General features: G+C 62.1%; 13 protein-coding genes. 3 read left to right on the top strand and 10 right to left on the bottom strand.

Annotated features, from left to right (window positions below):
* The 10 genes from MU848_RS08880 to MU848_RS08835 all read right to left on the bottom strand — a co-directional run bounded on the left by MU848_RS08880 (position 1) and on the right by MU848_RS08835 (position 9,688).
* Positions 1-297, bottom strand: coding sequence for a DUF2849 domain-containing protein (locus MU848_RS08880; RefSeq protein ID WP_247231232.1), 297 nt, complete (start codon positions 295-297; stop codon positions 1-3).
* Entirely contained in the window at positions 294-1,082 is a 789-nt protein-coding gene (cobA, locus tag MU848_RS08875; RefSeq protein ID WP_247231231.1) for a uroporphyrinogen-III C-methyltransferase, read from the bottom strand. The genes MU848_RS08880 and cobA overlap by 4 nt, the downstream gene beginning before the upstream one ends.
* Before the next feature lie 135 nt (positions 1,083-1,217).
* Positions 1,218-2,651, bottom strand: a complete 1,434-nt coding sequence (gene astD / locus MU848_RS08870) for a succinylglutamate-semialdehyde dehydrogenase (protein WP_247231230.1) — start codon at positions 2,649-2,651, stop codon at positions 1,218-1,220.
* An 89-nt stretch (positions 2,652-2,740) separates the two neighbouring features.
* On the bottom strand, positions 2,741-3,841 hold the full coding sequence (gene ychF / locus MU848_RS08865) for a redox-regulated ATPase YchF (RefSeq protein ID WP_097091467.1): 1,101 nt from the start codon (positions 3,839-3,841) through the stop codon (positions 2,741-2,743).
* A 69-nt stretch (positions 3,842-3,910) separates the two neighbouring features.
* Positions 3,911-4,615 carry a DUF2490 domain-containing protein gene (locus MU848_RS08860; RefSeq protein WP_247231229.1) on the bottom strand — a complete coding sequence of 235 codons (705 nt, stop codon included), beginning with the start codon at positions 4,613-4,615 and terminating at the stop codon, positions 3,911-3,913.
* Positions 4,616-4,676: 61 nt separating this feature from the next.
* The gene (locus MU848_RS08855) at positions 4,677-6,305 is read right to left on the bottom strand and encodes an alpha-D-glucose phosphate-specific phosphoglucomutase (RefSeq protein ID WP_247231228.1); all 1,629 of its coding nucleotides are present in this window, start codon (positions 6,303-6,305) and stop codon (positions 4,677-4,679) included.
* A 140-nt stretch (positions 6,306-6,445) separates the two neighbouring features.
* Positions 6,446-7,015, bottom strand: a complete 570-nt coding sequence (pth, locus tag MU848_RS08850) for an aminoacyl-tRNA hydrolase (RefSeq protein WP_097091470.1) — start codon at positions 7,013-7,015, stop codon at positions 6,446-6,448.
* Between the two features lie 157 nt (positions 7,016-7,172).
* On the bottom strand, positions 7,173-7,787 hold the full coding sequence (locus tag MU848_RS08845) for a 50S ribosomal protein L25/general stress protein Ctc (RefSeq protein ID WP_247231227.1): 615 nt from the start codon (positions 7,785-7,787) through the stop codon (positions 7,173-7,175).
* 111 nt (positions 7,788-7,898) lie between these two features.
* Positions 7,899-8,777, bottom strand: coding sequence for a TraB/GumN family protein (locus MU848_RS08840; RefSeq protein ID WP_247231226.1), 879 nt, complete (start codon positions 8,775-8,777; stop codon positions 7,899-7,901).
* Positions 8,774-9,688, bottom strand: coding sequence for a TraB/GumN family protein (locus MU848_RS08835; protein WP_247231735.1), 915 nt, complete (start codon positions 9,686-9,688; stop codon positions 8,774-8,776). Before MU848_RS08835 ends, MU848_RS08840 begins: the two co-directional genes overlap by 4 nt.
* Before the next feature lie 162 nt (positions 9,689-9,850).
* Between MU848_RS08835 and MU848_RS08830 the strand changes: the two genes are divergently transcribed.
* From MU848_RS08830 to ppdK, 3 genes are all read left to right on the top strand, one after another.
* Positions 9,851-10,723: a glycine--tRNA ligase subunit alpha gene (locus MU848_RS08830; RefSeq protein WP_247231225.1), complete on the top strand. Its 873-nt coding sequence runs from the start codon at positions 9,851-9,853 to the stop codon at positions 10,721-10,723.
* On the top strand, positions 10,723-13,035 hold the full coding sequence (gene glyS / locus MU848_RS08825) for a glycine--tRNA ligase subunit beta (protein WP_247231224.1): 2,313 nt from the start codon (positions 10,723-10,725) through the stop codon (positions 13,033-13,035). Before MU848_RS08830 ends, glyS begins: the two co-directional genes overlap by 1 nt.
* A 149-nt stretch (positions 13,036-13,184) precedes the next feature.
* Positions 13,185-15,884 carry a pyruvate, phosphate dikinase gene (gene ppdK / locus MU848_RS08820; protein ID WP_247231223.1) on the top strand — a complete coding sequence of 900 codons (2,700 nt, stop codon included), beginning with the start codon at positions 13,185-13,187 and terminating at the stop codon, positions 15,882-15,884.
* The last annotated feature ends 49 nt before the right edge of the window (positions 15,885-15,933 follow it).

The raw sequence follows: 15,933 nt of genomic DNA, 5'->3' as shown, positions 1-15,933 counted from the left end.
TCAGATCACCCAGTTGCCGGCATCGGCGTCGTTCGGTTTAAGCGTGAGGTCGGGACGCACGGTCGGACCCAGAGCGCGAATGCGATCCTTGATATGGGCGGGACGCACACCTTCGTCCGTCACGGTTGCATCGATCACATAAGGAGCGACCACGCGTAGCGCCGCTTCCTCGGCCCGCGCCAGTTCATCGCCCCGGTCGCCCACATCGACCGACTCGCTGACCTGCCGGGTCCAGCCATCGCCCGCCCACCAGATCACGTCCCCGGTGCCAAGGTCATTCCCGGTCAAAATCTTCACGAATGCATCTCCGCCCCATTGTTCATTTGTGCAGCAAAGCCAGCCAGCACATCCTGCGCCAGCGCGTAAGCCGCAACGTCCCCAACCACAATCAGCGCCGGGCTTTTTACCTGTTCCCGCGCCACCATGTCGCCCAAGTCCGCCAGCAGCGTCCGGAACGTCCGCATGTTCGCGCGCGTGCCATTTTCCATAACCGCGACCGGAATGGCGGGCGATACGCCATCGGCAATCAGCTTGTCGGCGATGTCGGTCGCCGTCGCCACACCCATATAGATGACCAGCGTGCGGCCATGACCGGCGAGCCCTGACCAGTCCTGATCCGTCAACCCCTTGCATTGTCCCGCAACAAAGGTCACCGCGCTTGCCGCATCGCGATGGGTAAGGGGTAGCTGCGCCTGCGCCGCACAGCCGATCGCTGCGCTGATGCCAGGCACGATTTCGACCGGCACGCCAGCCTTGCGGCATGCCTCCATCTCCTCACCACCGCGTCCGAAGACGAACGGATCACCCCCCTTCAACCGCACGACGCTGCGTCCGGCAAGCGCAAGTTCCACGAGCAGGGCGTTGATGCCCTCCTGTGGCATCGAGTGACGGCTGCGCTGTTTGGCAACGGAAATCAGTTCGGCTTCAGGCGAGGCCATCGCCAATATCTCGGCCGACACCAACCCGTCATGCACGACCACATCCGCCTGCGCGATTAACCGCGCAGCGCGTAACGTCAGCAGTTCCGGATCACCCGGACCCGCGCCGACGAGAAAAACGGTAGCAGGTAGTTGTTCGGCCATGCTGGGCAGATGGCGGAAGCGCGCAACGGTTTCAATTCAGAATGCTTTGCCGATGGCGAAGGAAAATTTGGGGCCTTACTATCCCACCTCTTCATCCCAGCTTCTGTCAGAATAACGGAAGCGGCGAGATGAACCTCAATCTCCCATCCCACTGACATCCACTTCCTTCAGCCCGATCCCGATCGAAGCTCGGGGCTGCTCGATCTCCGCCGACGAAACCGGGTAAGCGCAATAATCCGCTGCATAATAAGCGCTCGGCCGGTGATTGCCCGAAATACCCTGACCTCCGAAAGGCGCAGACGATGACGCCCCGTTGGTCGGCCTGTTCCAGTTGACGATCCCCGCCCGGATATTCGCCCAGAATTGGTTATACAGCTCCGGCGATCCACCGATCAGTGATGCAGAAAGGCCATAACGGCTATTATTCGCCTCGGCGATCGCAGCCGGGAAATCGGGAACGCGGATCACCTGCAACAAGGGCCCGAACAACTCCACGTCGGGGCGCTCGCTCATGTTGGTCACGTCGATGATCGCCGGGCTCAACAAAGGCCGGTCTTCGGACAGCCGGACGAGATGCTTTATCGGCCGCCCGCCATGGCTCATCAGATAAAGGAAGCTTTCGGTGAGTTGGTCCGCGGCCTGATTGTCGATGACCGGCCCCATGAAAGGCGCAGGATCGGCATGGGGATGATCGATGATCAGCCGATCGGCGACTTTCTTGACCTCGCCGATCAACATATCGGCCAGTTCGTCCTTGACGATCAACCGGCTCGCGGCCGTGCAGCGCTGACCGCTCGACAGGAAAGCCGATTGCACGACCAGGACGGCGGCGCTGGCGATATCGCCGGTATCCCAGACGACGATCGGATTGTTGCCGCCCATTTCCAGCGCGAGTATCTTGCCCGGATTATTGGCGAACTGGCGATTGATCGTCAGTCCCGTAGAGGCCGAACCGGTAAAGAGAATGCCGTTGACGTCCTCATGCGCGGCAAGCGCTTTGCCCTCGTCCGGCCCGCCCAGCACCAGTCGCACGACGTCCTGCGGCACGCCCGCTTCATGGTAGAAGCGCACCAGCATCTCGCCCACTGCTGGCGTCTTTTCCGACGGCTTGAACAGCACGCCATTCCCGGCGAGCAGGGCAGGCACGATGTGGCCATTGGGCAGATGAGCGGGGAAATTATAAGGGCCAAGCACTGCCATCACGCCATGCGGCTTGTGCCGGACGGATTGGCGAGCACCCATCGCCGCTTCCAGCCGCCGCTGGCCGGTGCGTTCCGAATAGGCGGCCACCGAAATATCCACCTTGTTCATCACGGAAGTGACTTCCGTTCTCGCGTCCCAAAGCGGCTTTCCGGTCTCCCGCGCGATCAGGTCCGCCAGCGCCTCCTCATTGGCGCGCACGACATTGACGAAACGGCGCAGCGTCTCGATACGATAGGAAATCGGCTGAGCAGCCCAGGATGGCCATGCCGCCCTGACCCTCGCAACCTCCGCCTCCACATCGCTGGCATTTCCCTGCCACAGCAGTGCACCGGTGGCGGGTTCAGTTGAAGTCAGCGTTGCGGACATATACTCGGTATGGCGGATAACGGCCCGTTAGGGAAGCGGCGGGAGGTCAAGGAGTTCGTCCGTTAACAGCCGCCGGCAGCGTCACGACGTCAGACGTTGAAGCGGAACAGCATGATGTCGCCGTCCTGGGTTACATAATCCTTGCCTTCGGACCGCCACTTGCCCGCTTCCTTGGCTCCAGCCTCGCCATTGAACTGGACATAGTCGGCATAGGCCATGGTTTCGGCGCGGATGAAGCCCTTTTCAAAGTCGGTATGGATCGCGCCGGCCGCCTGTGGAGCCTTTGATCCCTTTGCGACCGTCCAGGCGCGCGCTTCCTTCGGACCAACGGTGAAGAAGGTGATGAGGCCCAGCAATTCATAACCCGCGCGGATAATGCGGGCGAGGCCTGCTTCGGTCAGGCCCAGAGCTTCCAGATATTCGGCACGCTCCTCGACCGGCATGGTGATAAGTTCGGCTTCGATCGCAGCGGATACGATCACTGCCTTCGCGCCTTCGGCCGCCGCCTTTTCGAACACGCGAGCGGAGTGCGCATTACCCTCCGCAGCTGCCTCTTCCTCGACATTGCAGACATAAAGAACGGGCTTGGCGGTCAGCAGCTGGGCTTGCTGGAAAATGCGAGCTTCCTCGTCATCGCCGGGTTGCGTCAGCCGCGCGGGCTTGCCATCGCGCAGCAGGTCCAGCGCCTTGCCCAATACCGACGCCGCCGCCTTGGCTTCCTTGTCTCCCTGCGCCGCCTTTTTGGCGAAGTTCGGGACACGCTTTTCCAGGCTTTCCAGGTCCGCCAGCATCAACTCGGTCTCGACCGTCTCCGCATCCGCGATGGGATCGACCTTGCCCTCGACGTGGGTGATGTCGCCATCTTCAAAACAGCGCAGGACGTGGACGATGGCGTCCGTTTCACGGATGTTGGCGAGGAACTGATTGCCAAGTCCTTCACCCTTGGACGCGCCTCGCACCAGGCCTGCAATGTCAACGAAGGACAGCTGCGTTTCGATGATCTTGGCGCTGCCGCCGATCTTGGCGATGGTCTGCAGCCGGTCGTCGGGTACGGCCACGCGGCCTTCATTGGGCTCGATCGTGCAGAAGGGATAGTTCGCCGCCTGCGCAGCCTGCGTTTCGGTCAGCGCATTGAAAAGGGTGGACTTGCCCACATTGGGAAGCCCGACGATACCGCAACGAAAACCCATGGACCTGCCTTCACGTCAAAATGATGGCCGGGCCGATAGCCTGTTCCGCGTCCGAAGGCCAGCCTGTGCTCAGCGCCGGAAGAAGAGCGTCACTGATGCGACGTGATTCATGCGCTCGTTCCCGCCCCGCTGGTTGATCAGTTGATTGAGATAGCCGATCTCGGCGGTGGATTTGCCCATCAGCTTGACCTCTGCCCCGACGAAGCTGCGCAATTGGTCGAAGCCCGCCCGCTGCCCCCAATTCGTGCTGTTGAGCGCTGCGAATCCCTCGGCGTAGACCAGTGCATTGACCGCCTGGCTGCCGGGCTTCAGCGCCTTTTCATAACGAAGCATTTCCCGCAGCCGCCATCCCATGCCGCTGCCGTCCGAACGCCAGCGCTGCTCCAGCCGCGTTCGGGACGAAAATTCGCCATCCCCCGGCTTGCCGGTCGTCCAGCTGATCTGCTGGAAGCTGCGCTCTTCATTAACGTCGCGCCCGCCCTGCGACGGCAGGACGATGTGCCCGTAGCCTTGATAGATGGACAACGCGGGCGACAGCTTCCACCCCACCGCGCCTCGGAGGATGGTCTGGTCGGCTTGCGACGCGCCATTGCCGAAGCGGGGCTGAATTTCGGCGAAATAGATGAGCTTTCCGCTCACTGGCCCCATCGCTGTCAGGTTGAGCCAGACCTGTTCATCTTCGGCCGTCTTCGCATGTGCAGCAGCGCCGGGCAAAAGGGTCGAGGCACTCAAGAGAGCGCCGAAAAAATGAACAGCAGGACGAGGTCGGAACATGGGGCGTCCCTAGTCTCTCGCCCTTGCCATCCGATTTCCCTCCGGTGACTTTTTATGTCTGTCAGGTAATCACGCTCGGCTGCTCCATGCCGGTGAAGCCGGTGATATCCGCGATTTCCTGCGCCGCGCGTACCAGTGGCGCCAGCGCGTCTGCGGTTTCCATGTCGAGCTTGCCGTGGCGGTCCACATAGCGCTCGATATAGACGCGCAGTGTCGCGCCTTCGGTGCCAGTGCCCGACAGCCGGAATACGACGCGCGATCCATCCTCGAACAGGATGCGAATGCCCTGGTTCCTGCTGACCGACTGATCGGTCGGATCGCTATAGGCGAAATCATCCGCGCTCTGCACCGTGCCGCCGCTGTTCGCCGTGCCGGGGAGGGCAGTCAGCTTGTCGCGAAGTGCAGCCATCAGTGCGTCCGCACGATCCTTGGCGATGGCTTCATAATCGTGCCGCGCATAATAGTTGCGGCCGTAAGTCGCCCAATGCGTCTGCATGATCTCCGCCACGCTTTGCCTGCGCGACGCCAGGATGTTGAGCCACAGCAGCACCGCCCAGATGCCGTCCTTCTCGCGTACATGGTCGGAGCCTGTCCCCGCGCTTTCCTCGCCGCAGATGGTCGCCATGCCCGCGTCCAGCAGGTTGCCGAAGAATTTCCAGCCTGTCGGGGTTTCATACAGCGGAATGCCGAGCTTTTCCGCCACGCGATCCGCTGCGCCGCTGGTGGGCATCGACCGCGCAATGCCCTTGAGGCCCTTTGCGTAGCCGGGCGCGAGATGGGCATTCGCCGCCAGCACCGCTAGCGAGTCCGAAGGCGTCACATAACAATTGCGGCCGATGATCAGGTTCCTGTCCCCATCGCCATCCGATGCTGCGCCGAAGTCGGGCGCGGCGTCACCCATCATGCGGTCATAGAGTTCTTTCGCATGGACGAGGTTGGGATCGGGATGGTGATGGCCGAAGTCGGGAAGGGGTGTGCCGTTGCGCACGGTTCCCGATTGCGCGCCCAAACGCCGCTCGAAAATCTCTTTCGCGTACGGGCCGGTGACCGCGCTCATCGCGTCGAAGGAGAGGGTGAAGCCTTCGGCAATCATCTCGCGAATGGCCGGGAAGTCGAACAGTTGCTCCATCAGGTCGGCATAGGCGGCGACCGGATCGACGATCTCGACCGTCATCCCGGCCAGTTCACGCGTTCCCAGCGTGTCTATGTCGATGTCGCCGGCATCGACGATGCGATAGCTGTCGATCGAGAGCGTCCGCGCGTGGATGGCGTCCGTCACTTTCTCCGGCGCGGGGCCGCCATTACCTACATTATATTTGATGCCAAAATCCTCGTCCGGCCCGCCTGGATTATGGCTGGCCGAAAGCACAAGGCCACCGAATGCACCTGAAGAGCGGATGAGGTGCGATGCCGCGGGCGTGGACAATATGCCGCCTTGGCCGACGAGCACCCTGCCAAAGCCGTTCGCGGCCGCCATCTTGAGCACGACCTGGATGACATCGCGATTGAAGTATCGTCCGTCACCGCCGACGACCAGCGTCTGGCCTTCAAAGCCGGAGAGGCTGTCGAACACCGACTGCACGAAATTGGCTGCATAATGCGGCTGTTGAAAACCGCGGACCTTCTTGCGCAAGCCGGACGTGCCCGGCTTCTGGTCATTGAAAGGCTTGGTGGCGACGGTCTGGATCACCTTTATCCTCTTGAGAAGTGGAAGGTCAGGTATCCTCTATGGCGCTTGGATGCTGCCTTGCGCAATGCATCGCCCAGATTTCACCGTGCGGGCAGGGCGGCGGGCCGTGGACTCATAACTTTCCCCGCAGTCTCTGCTGATCAGTCCGCGAGCCTTAGCGCAACCTCATTCATGAAGCGGGCGTCATCGCCCTTCGCCAGCCACTCTGCCTCCGCGCCGATCGCTCCCAGCATATCGGCCAGTGCGTCCATCTCGCTCTTGTGATAATTGCCCAGCACATAGCCATGCACCCGGTCCTTGTGCCCCGGATGGCCAATGCCGATCCGCACGCGCCGGAAATCCGCGCCGATGTGCGCGTCCGTCGACCGCAGGCCATTATGCCCAGCATTGCCACCGCCGCGCTTCACCTTCACCTTCATCGGCGCGAGGTCCAGCTCGTCGTGGAAGACGGTCACATCCTGCGGCGTCAGTTTGTAGAAGCGCATGGCCTCACCGACTGAACGGCCGCTTTCGTTCATGAAGGTGGCGGGCTTCAGCAGGACGATCTTCTCTGTTCCGATGCGGCCTTCCTGCACCCAGCCATGAAACTGCTTTTTGGGTGGGGAGAAGCGATACATGTCGGCAATGACGTCAGCCGCCATAAAGCCGACATTGTGCCGGTGCATCGCATATTGGGTGCCCGGATTGCCGAGGCCTGCCCAGATCTGCATCCGTATCTCCCAGCCTGTATAACAACAAAGCCCCGTTCGCTCTGAGCTTGTCCAAGGGCTCGCCTGAACGAAATGAAGGCATTCTTCGCTTCGTTCAGTTGAGGCTTCGGCTTCGCTCAGCCCGAACGGGGCTGCTTTAGTCGTAACGGAAGAAGGCTTATTCGCCTTCCGCCGGAGTCTCGTTGTCACCCTCGGCGCTCTTCAGGGCAGACGGAGCAACGATGGTCGCGACGGTGAAGTCGGTTTCATCATGCGCAGCCTTGGCGCCACGGGGCAGCTTCACAGCGCCGATGTGGATCGATTCACCCACGTCCAGGCCCTTGAGGTCCACGACCACGTCGTCGGGGATTTCGGCCGCGTCGACGATCAGTTCGATGTCATGCGCGACGATGTTGAGAACGCCGCCCTTCTTGAGGCCAGGCGAAGCGTCTTCATTTTCGAAGCGCACCGGCACGTTGACGTGGACGGTGGCATGTTCCGAAACGCGCAGGAAGTCGGCGTGCAGCGGACGGTCGGTCACGGGATGGAAAGCGACGTCCTTGGCAAGGGTACGAACCTTGTTGCCGCCGACTTCCACAAAAACGACCGAATTGAAGAAGTGGCCGGTGCCGAGCAGCTTGCTGAGGAGCTTTTCCTCAACGTGGATCGACTGGGGTTCTTCATTGTTACCATAGATGACGGCGGGTACGCGGCCCTCACGGCGGAGAGCGCGGGAGGCTCCCTTGCCTGCCCGATCGCGTGCCTCTGCCGACAGCGTAAGCTGCTCGCTCATTGCGTGTCTCCAAAAGCTGATATGTCAAAACTTCCCGTAACGCCTCCAGGGATGACCATCACGGGAAGGCGGCCCTGTAGCAGAAAGGCGGGTAAAGGCAAGGGCGCGGCGCTATTGCACCCGCGTCACCTCATATCCGCGCGCTTGCAGCAAACTGATGAGATTGTCCCGCCCCGTTAGGTGCGCGGTGCCGACGGCGATGAACGGTCGCCCCTTCAGCGTCCCGATCGCATCGATCCAATCCCGGTTGCGCGCGATCAGCACGGCGCCCTCGACAGCGGGATCAGGCCTCTCGCCGGCTTGATCGACGCGGGCAATCTCCGCCATGTCACCCCTCAACCATCCTTCCAAAACCCGCTTGTAGAGCGTCTTCATCTCCTCCGCTCCGCTCACTGTCTGTAATAGCAAACGCCGCTGCGACGTTTCCGGCAAGGTATCGAATGCGCCAAATTGTCGCGCGACGGTCTCTAGCCCGCCGATCGGCTTGCCCGCCGACTGGAACTCCGCGATCAGCACCTGCTCCACACCCTCGCTTGCGCTCAGATGTAAAGACTGCTGCGCTGCCATCGACAAGAGCATGGCCGCCGCCCAGCTTTCATAGCCGGACAGGCGCTGCAAATCCGCTTCGCCTTCGGTAGCGATCCGTCGCATTTCGGCTCTCTCGCTCGCAGGCACGCGATCCTCCAATGGAGGGAGGCCCGGGCTGCGACCCATTTTCTCGAACAAGGCGCTGGTCGCCTGCGGGTCTTGTATTTCGGCGGACTCAAGCACCAGCCGGTCGGAGCTTTCGATCGCGCGCGCAATGTCCCGCGTCCGCCAATTCACTCCGCGGGGCAGCACATGGATCGTGCCGAACAGCCAGCCATCCAGCCCGCGCCCCTGAACGCGCCACAGCGCGGGCCCAACCTCAACCTCTTTTGAGCTCGGCTCTTGCCCACAAGCCGCGATCAGCAGCAGTGCGCAAAAACCCAGCCATCGAAGCCAATTCACTCGGCAACCCTTGCCGACGCTATGCCCAGACCCTTAAGCTGGTCCTGCACGCTGCCCTTGCCTGCCAGATGCCCTGCGCCGACAGCAATGAACACGGTTCCGGGCCGCGCCAGCCGCTCCTTGATCCACTTGGCCCAATTGCCGTTCCGCTGGATCAGCAGAACCTTGGCCAGTTCCGGCGTGGCTTCCAGCGATTCATTCATTTCCGCTGCCAACTTTGCAGGATCGCCCGCCTGCCAATGCGCGATCAGACGGGAAAATTCCGCATCCATCTCCGGTAGTCCATCGACCGTGGCGTTCAAGAATTTGATCTGGCTGTCGACCGGCAGCCCGGCGAAATAGCCCAACTGCTGCTCGACCGTTTCCAGCGCGCCGATCTTCTTGCCCGCTGCCTTCGCTGCTGCCGTCAGCGTCTTCTCCGCACCCAGATCCGCTTCATAACCCAGCTTTTCCAGCGGCTTTACCGCCAGCGCCATGCCCGCCATCCACGGATTGAATGGCTCAAACATCTGCCAGGGCAGGCCGTTCGCCGTCATCGCCGCCTGATATTTTTCGCGCATGTCTGGCGTAAGCCGATCCGACAGCTTGACGCCATCGCGCGCCAATCCCTGTTGCGCCATACTGGCTGCCATCGCTTGCGGATCGTCCGGCTCGATAATTTCCAATATCAGCTCATCCGAGCCGTCGAATGCCCGCTTCACGCCGCCGTTGAACCAATCGGTCCCCGGTTTCAGCACATGGACCGTCCCGAACAGATAGATGGTCGTGTCCTCGTCGCACACTTGCCAAAGCGCGGGCGTTACATAGCCAGCCTTCGTAACCGGAGGACGCGCCGTGGCCTGCTGCTCCTGCGCACAACCACTCAGCATCAACAAGCCCGCGGCAATCAGGCGGGGAAGCGACCATTTCATCTCGCGCATCGATCCATCATCAGCAAAGTTTCCGCATCCATGCGGGGCAGGGGGCTTTTGGGCAAGCGGATTAGTCTCGGCCAAGCCGCTTTTCCTTGACCCTAAAGCCCTCCTGCGCCAAGGCGCGCGCGATCAAACTGTCATTTTCGCAAGGGACCGTCCGTGGCGACAGGTAAGCCGCTTTCCTTTCAGGATTTGATCCTGACCCTGCACGCCTATTGGGGCCGCCAAGGCTGCGTCATCCTGCAACCTTATGACATGGAAGTAGGCGCAGGCACCTTCCACCCCGCCACCACCTTGCGCAGCCTTGGCCCGGATGCCTGGAACGCTGCCTATGTGCAGCCCAGCCGCCGCCCGACCGATGGCCGCTATGGCGATAACCCCAACCGGCTCCAGCATTATTACCAATATCAGGTGATCATGAAGCCGTCCCCGGCCAACCTTCAGGAGCTGTATCTGGGCTCGCTGGTGGAGATCGGCATCGATCCGCTGGTCCACGATATCCGCTTTGTCGAGGATGACTGGGAAAGCCCGACGCTCGGCGCCTGGGGCCTCGGCTGGGAAGTCTGGTGCGACGGCATGGAAGTCACCCAGTTCACCTATTTCCAGCAGATGGGCGGCTTCGACTGCAAGCCTGTCGCTGGCGAACTGACCTACGGCCTCGAACGCCTTGCCATGTATATTCAGGGCGTGGACAGCGTCTATGACCTGAAGTTCAACGACGCAGGCGTTACCTATGGCGACGTCTTCCTCGCCAATGAGCAGCAGATGTCGAAATGGAATTTCGAGATCGCCGACACCGAAAAGCTGTTCCGCTGGTTCAAGGATGCCGAAGCCGAGTGCAAGGCGTCGCTGGAAGCGGGCGTCCCGCTCGCCGCTTATGACCAGGCGATCAAGGCAAGCCATGTCTTCAACCTGCTCCAGGCGCGCGGCGTCATCTCCGTCCAGGAACGCGCCAGCTACATCGGCCGCGTCCGCGACCTTGCCAAGGGTTCGTGCGAAAAGTGGATGGAAGTGAACGGGTGGGCCGCGTGATGACTGACTTCCTCCTCGAACTCCGCTGCGAAGAAATCCCGGCCCGGATGCAGCTCAAAGCGTCCGAAGACCTCGCCCGCCTCTTCACCGAGGAACTGGGCAAGGCTGGCCTGAAACCTGAAAGCATCGACAGCTTCGTCACGCCCCGCCGCCTCGCCCTGATCGCGCGCAGCCTGCCCCTCGAGACAGCGGCCGTCAGCGAGGAGTTCAAAGGCCCCCGCACCAGTGCTCCCGCGCAGGCGCTGGAAGGCTTCCTCCGCAAGACCGGCCTCACTCAGGACCAGCTTGAGGACCGCGAAGGCGTCTGGTTCGCGAACGTCAACAAGCCCGGCCGCGCGACGGCGGAAGTGCTGGCGCAAGCCGTGCCCACCATCGTCCGTGCTTTCCCCTGGCCCAAATCCATGCGTTGGGGCACCGCTTCGCAGACGACGGAGAGCCTGCGCTGGGTCCGTCCGCTGCAAGGTATCGTCGCCATCCTCGGCGAGGATTTGGTCGACATTGAGATCGAAGGCATCAGGTCGAGCTACGCCACGCTTGGCCATCGCTTCCATCATCCCGGCGAAATCACCATCGGCGGCGCGCATGACTATGTCGAAAAACTGCGCGCCTGCCATGTGATCGTCAGCCATCAGGAACGCCAGTCGATCATCGAGGCAAAGGCCAACGAGGCCGCCGCCGCGAAGGGCTATACGGTCATCGAGGACAAGGGACTCGTCGCTGAAAATGCCGGGCTAACCGAATGGCCTGTCCCGCTATTAGGCGATTTCGACCCGACCTTCCTTGATGTCCCGCCTGAGGTCATTCAGCTAACCCTCCGGATAAACCAGAAATATTTCGTTCTGCGCGATGGTGCGGGCAAGCTTGCTCCGGCCTTCATCTGCACCGCCAATATCGAGGCCAAGGATGGCGGCGAAGCAATTGTCGCGGGCAACCGCAAGGTCCTCGCCGCGCGCCTGTCCGACGCCCGCTTCTTCTGGGAACAGGACCGCAAGACCAGCCTCAAAGACCACGCGAAAAAGCTCGAACGCATCACCTTCCACGAAAAGCTCGGCACCGTAGCCGACAAGGTGGACCGCGTGGCGAAACTGGCCCGCTGGCTGGTAGAAGAAGGCATAGTAACGACTTCCCCCCTCCCGCAAGCGGGAGGGGCCGGGGGTGGGCAGGCAGCGACGTCCGAGGAACTCGCAAACCTCGCCGAACAAGCCGCCCGCCTAGCCAAAGTCGACCTCGTCACCGAAATGGTCGGAGAGTTCCCAGAACTCCAGGGCATCATGGGCGGCTACTACGCCCGCGCCGAAGGTCTGCCCGATGCTGTGGCCGATGCGATCCGCGATCACTACAAGCCGGTCGGGCAGGGTGATGAGGTGCCCACTGCGCCGGTGACGGTAGCAGTGTCGCTGGCGGATAAGTTGGACACGCTGGCCAGCTTTTTCGCTTCTGACGAAAAGCCAACTGGGTCGAAGGACCCATTTGCTTTGCGTAGAAGTGCCATCGGGGTAATTTCGACACTGACGGCTCTTCAATACCGGTTGCCTCTTCATAAGATTATTAACGTGGCAACTGAGCAGCTAGCGGTGCAACGCACAGGCGCGATTGATGCGGCCACGTTAGATACCGCAATGCAGGCAATGGCCGCCCTTCTGGGGCAAAAGGCTGCCGATAAAATGCGGGACCGATTAAAGGACGTCGAAAGCCCGACTGCGTTTGAGTTGTGGTTTAGCTATTATGCATCGGAACACTCGCTCCTCGACTTCTTCGCCGACCGCCTAAAAGTCCAGCAAAAGGAAGCAGGCGTCCGCCACGACCTGATCGACGCCGTCTTCGCGCTCGGCGGTGAGGACGACCTCGTCCGCCTGCTCGCCCGCGTGAAGGCGCTCCAATCCTTCGTCGCCACCGATGACGGCACCAACCTCCTCGCGGGATACAAGCGCGCCGCCAATATCCTGAAAAAGGAAGGCGTCGATCAATCCGTCATGCCAGCGGAAGCTGGCATCTCTGCCGGTTCGAGCGAAGCTGAGACCCCGGCTCCCGCTGGGGTGACGCCGTTAACCTACACCCCCGAACCGGCCGAAGCCGATCTCATCGCGGCCCTCGACGCCGCCGAGCCGCGCGCAAGCGCCGCCGTGCAGGCAGAGGATTTCGAAGGCGCCATGGCCGCGCTCGCCACCCTGCGCGCGCCGATCGACGCCTTCTTCGACAAGGTTACCGTAAACGATAGCGACACGGCCAAGCGCCTCGCGCGCCTCGCTCTGCTTGCGCGGGTGCGGGACGCTGTCCACGCCGTCGCTGATTTCTCGAAAATTGCAGGGTAATTCATAAGAACCGGGATGCGAAGCGCCGGAAAAGAATAGAGAAGACCAAGGATCATCGTAAAAGCGGGTGCGTTCATCGCCCCGCCTGTTGTAGGAATGTTGCTGCAACGCACAAATACACGGCAACCAGTGCAGGGAGAGCCGGGACTATGTTGAAAATGGAAGAGGCCAGCATGAGCACGACCGCGACGCGTTATGTCTATCGTTTCGGCGGCGGCGTCGATGATGGTGGCAAGGGTGACAAGAATCTCCTTGGCGGCAAGGGCGCCAATCTGGACGGCATGGCCGCCATCGGCCTCCCCGTGCCTCCGGGCTTCACCATCACAACCGAAATGTGCACCCGCTATTATCAGGATGGCGGCGTATTCCCCGAAAGCCTCAAGGCCGAAGTCGCAAACGGCATCGCCCATATCGAAGGCGTCACGGGCAAGAAGTTCGGAGACGCGGCCGATCCGCTTCTCGTCTCCGTCCGCTCCGGTGCGCGCATCTCCATGCCGGGCATGATGGACACCGTCCTCAACCTTGGCCTCAACGATGAAACGGTCCTCGGCCTCGCTGCCGCGTCCGGCGACGAGCGCTTCGCCTGGGACAGCTATCGCCGCTTCATCCAGATGTATTCCGACGTGGTGCTGGAACTCGATCACGGCGCGTTCGAGGAAGCGCTGGAAATCGCCAAGGAGGATCAGGGCTACACACTCGACACGGAAATGACCGCCGACGATTGGAAGGCGCTTGTTTCCGAATATAAGGGCCTTGTTACAAAGCTTTGGAACAAGCCCTTCCCGCAGGACGTAAACGACCAGCTTTGGGGCGCAATCAGCGCAGTGTTCGGCAGCTGGCAGGCCGACCGCGCCAAGGTCTATCGGCGCCTGAACTCGATCCCGCACGATTGGGGCACCGCCGTCAACGTGCAGGCGATGGTATTCGGCAACATGGGCGACACATCGGCCACCGGCGTCGCCTTCACCCGCGATCCCGCGACGGGCGAGAACGCCTACTATGGCGAATATCTCATCAACGCGCAGGGCGAGGACGTCGTCGCGGGCATCCGCACACCGCAATATCTCACACGCCAGGCGCGCGAGCGGGCAGGGGCCAAGCCGCTGTCGATGGAAGAGGCGATGCCGGAAACCTACGCCGAACTGGCGCGGGTGTTTCAGATCCTCGAAACCCATTATCGCGACATGCAGGACATCGAGTTCACGGTGCAGCAGGGCAAGCTCTGGATGCTCCAGACCCGTTCGGGCAAGCGCACCGCCAAGGCCGCGCTCAAGATCGCCGTCGATATGGCGACCGAAGGCCTGATCAGCGAGGAAGAAGCCGTCGCCCGCGTCGATCCCGCCGCGCTCGACCAGCTTCTGCACCCCACGCTCGATCCCAAGGCGCCCCGCGATGTGCTGACCAAGGGCCTGCCGGCGTCTCCGGGCGCCGCATCTGGCGCGATCGTGTTCGACGCCGATACGGCCGAGCGCCGCAATGAGCTGGGCGATTCCGTCATTCTCGTCCGCGTCGAAACCAGCCCCGAAGACATTCACGGCATGCACGCCGCAAAGGGCATCCTGACCGCGCGTGGCGGCATGACGTCACACGCGGCGGTGGTGGCGCGCGGCATGGGCCGTCCTTGCGTGTCCGGCGCTGGTAGCCTGTCGATCGACAACGCCGCCAAGACGCTGCGCATCGAAGGGCGCACGCTCAAGGAAGGCGACATCCTCACCATCGACGGTTCGACTGGCGAGGTGATGGCGGGTGAAGTGCCGACGGTGCAGCCCGAACTGGCTGGCGACTTCGGCACGCTGATGGGCTGGGCCGACAAGGTTCGTCGCCTGAAGGTCCGCGCCAATGCCGAAACCCCGCTCGACTGCCAGACCGCGCGTGATTTCGGCGCGGAGGGCGTCGGCCTCTGCCGCACCGAGCATATGTTCTTCGACGCCGCCCGCATCACTGCGGTCCGCGAGATGATCCTCGCCGACACGGAGAAGGGCCGCCGCGCCGCGCTCGAAAAGCTGCTGCCCGAGCAGCGGGACGATTTCGCGCAGATCTTCATGGTGATGGCCGGTCTGCCCGTCACCATCCGCCTGCTCGACCCGCCGCTGCACGAATTCCTGCCTCATGGCGAGGCGGAGTTCGAGGAAGTGGCCAAGGCAGCAGGCGTTGGCGTGGATGCGCTCAAGCGCCGCGCCGCCGAACTGCACGAGTTCAACCCGATGCTCGGCCATCGCGGTTGCCGTCTCGGCGTCACTTATCCCGAAATATACGAGATGCAGGCCCGCGCCATCTTCGAAGCCGCGCTTCTCATCAAGCAGCGTAGCGGCGAAGCGCCGATTCCGGAAATCATGATCCCGCTTGTCGCGACAAGGAAGGAACTGGAGCTGATGAAGGCGATCGTCGATCGCGTCGCCAGTGAAGTCTTCGCGGAGCAGGGCGCCTCGGTCGAATATCTCGTCGGTACCATGATAGAACTGCCGCGCGCGGCGCTCAAGGCAGGCGAGATCGCTGAAGTGGGCGAGTTCTTCTCCTTCGGCACCAACGATCTCACGCAAACGACGATCGGCATCAGCCGTGACGACGCGGGCCGCTTCCTGACGCAATATGTCGACAAGGGCATCTTCGCCCGCGATCCATTCGTCAGCATCGATGTGGAGGGTGTAGGCCAACTGATCGAATTGGCAGCCGAGCGTGGTCGCGCGACCCGTCCGGGGATCAAGCTCGGCATCTGCGGCGAACATGGCGGCGATCCCGCCTCGATCGCCTTCTGCGAGGCTACCGGCCTCGACTATGTTTCGGCCTCGCCCTACCGCGTCCCGATCGCCCGGCTCGCCGCTGCGCAGGCCGCGCTGGCGAAGAAGTAGCGCGAACCCATCAACCCCCTCCCGTACGCGGGAGGGGTTAAGGGGGCAT

Origin of the sequence: Sphingobium agri (assembly GCF_023051225.1) — a bacterium.
Taxonomy (GTDB): Bacteria; Pseudomonadota; Alphaproteobacteria; order Sphingomonadales; family Sphingomonadaceae; genus Sphingobium; species Sphingobium agri.
Note: the sequence above shows the minus strand (reverse complement) of the source record. Positions and strands in the feature narration are given on the sequence as shown.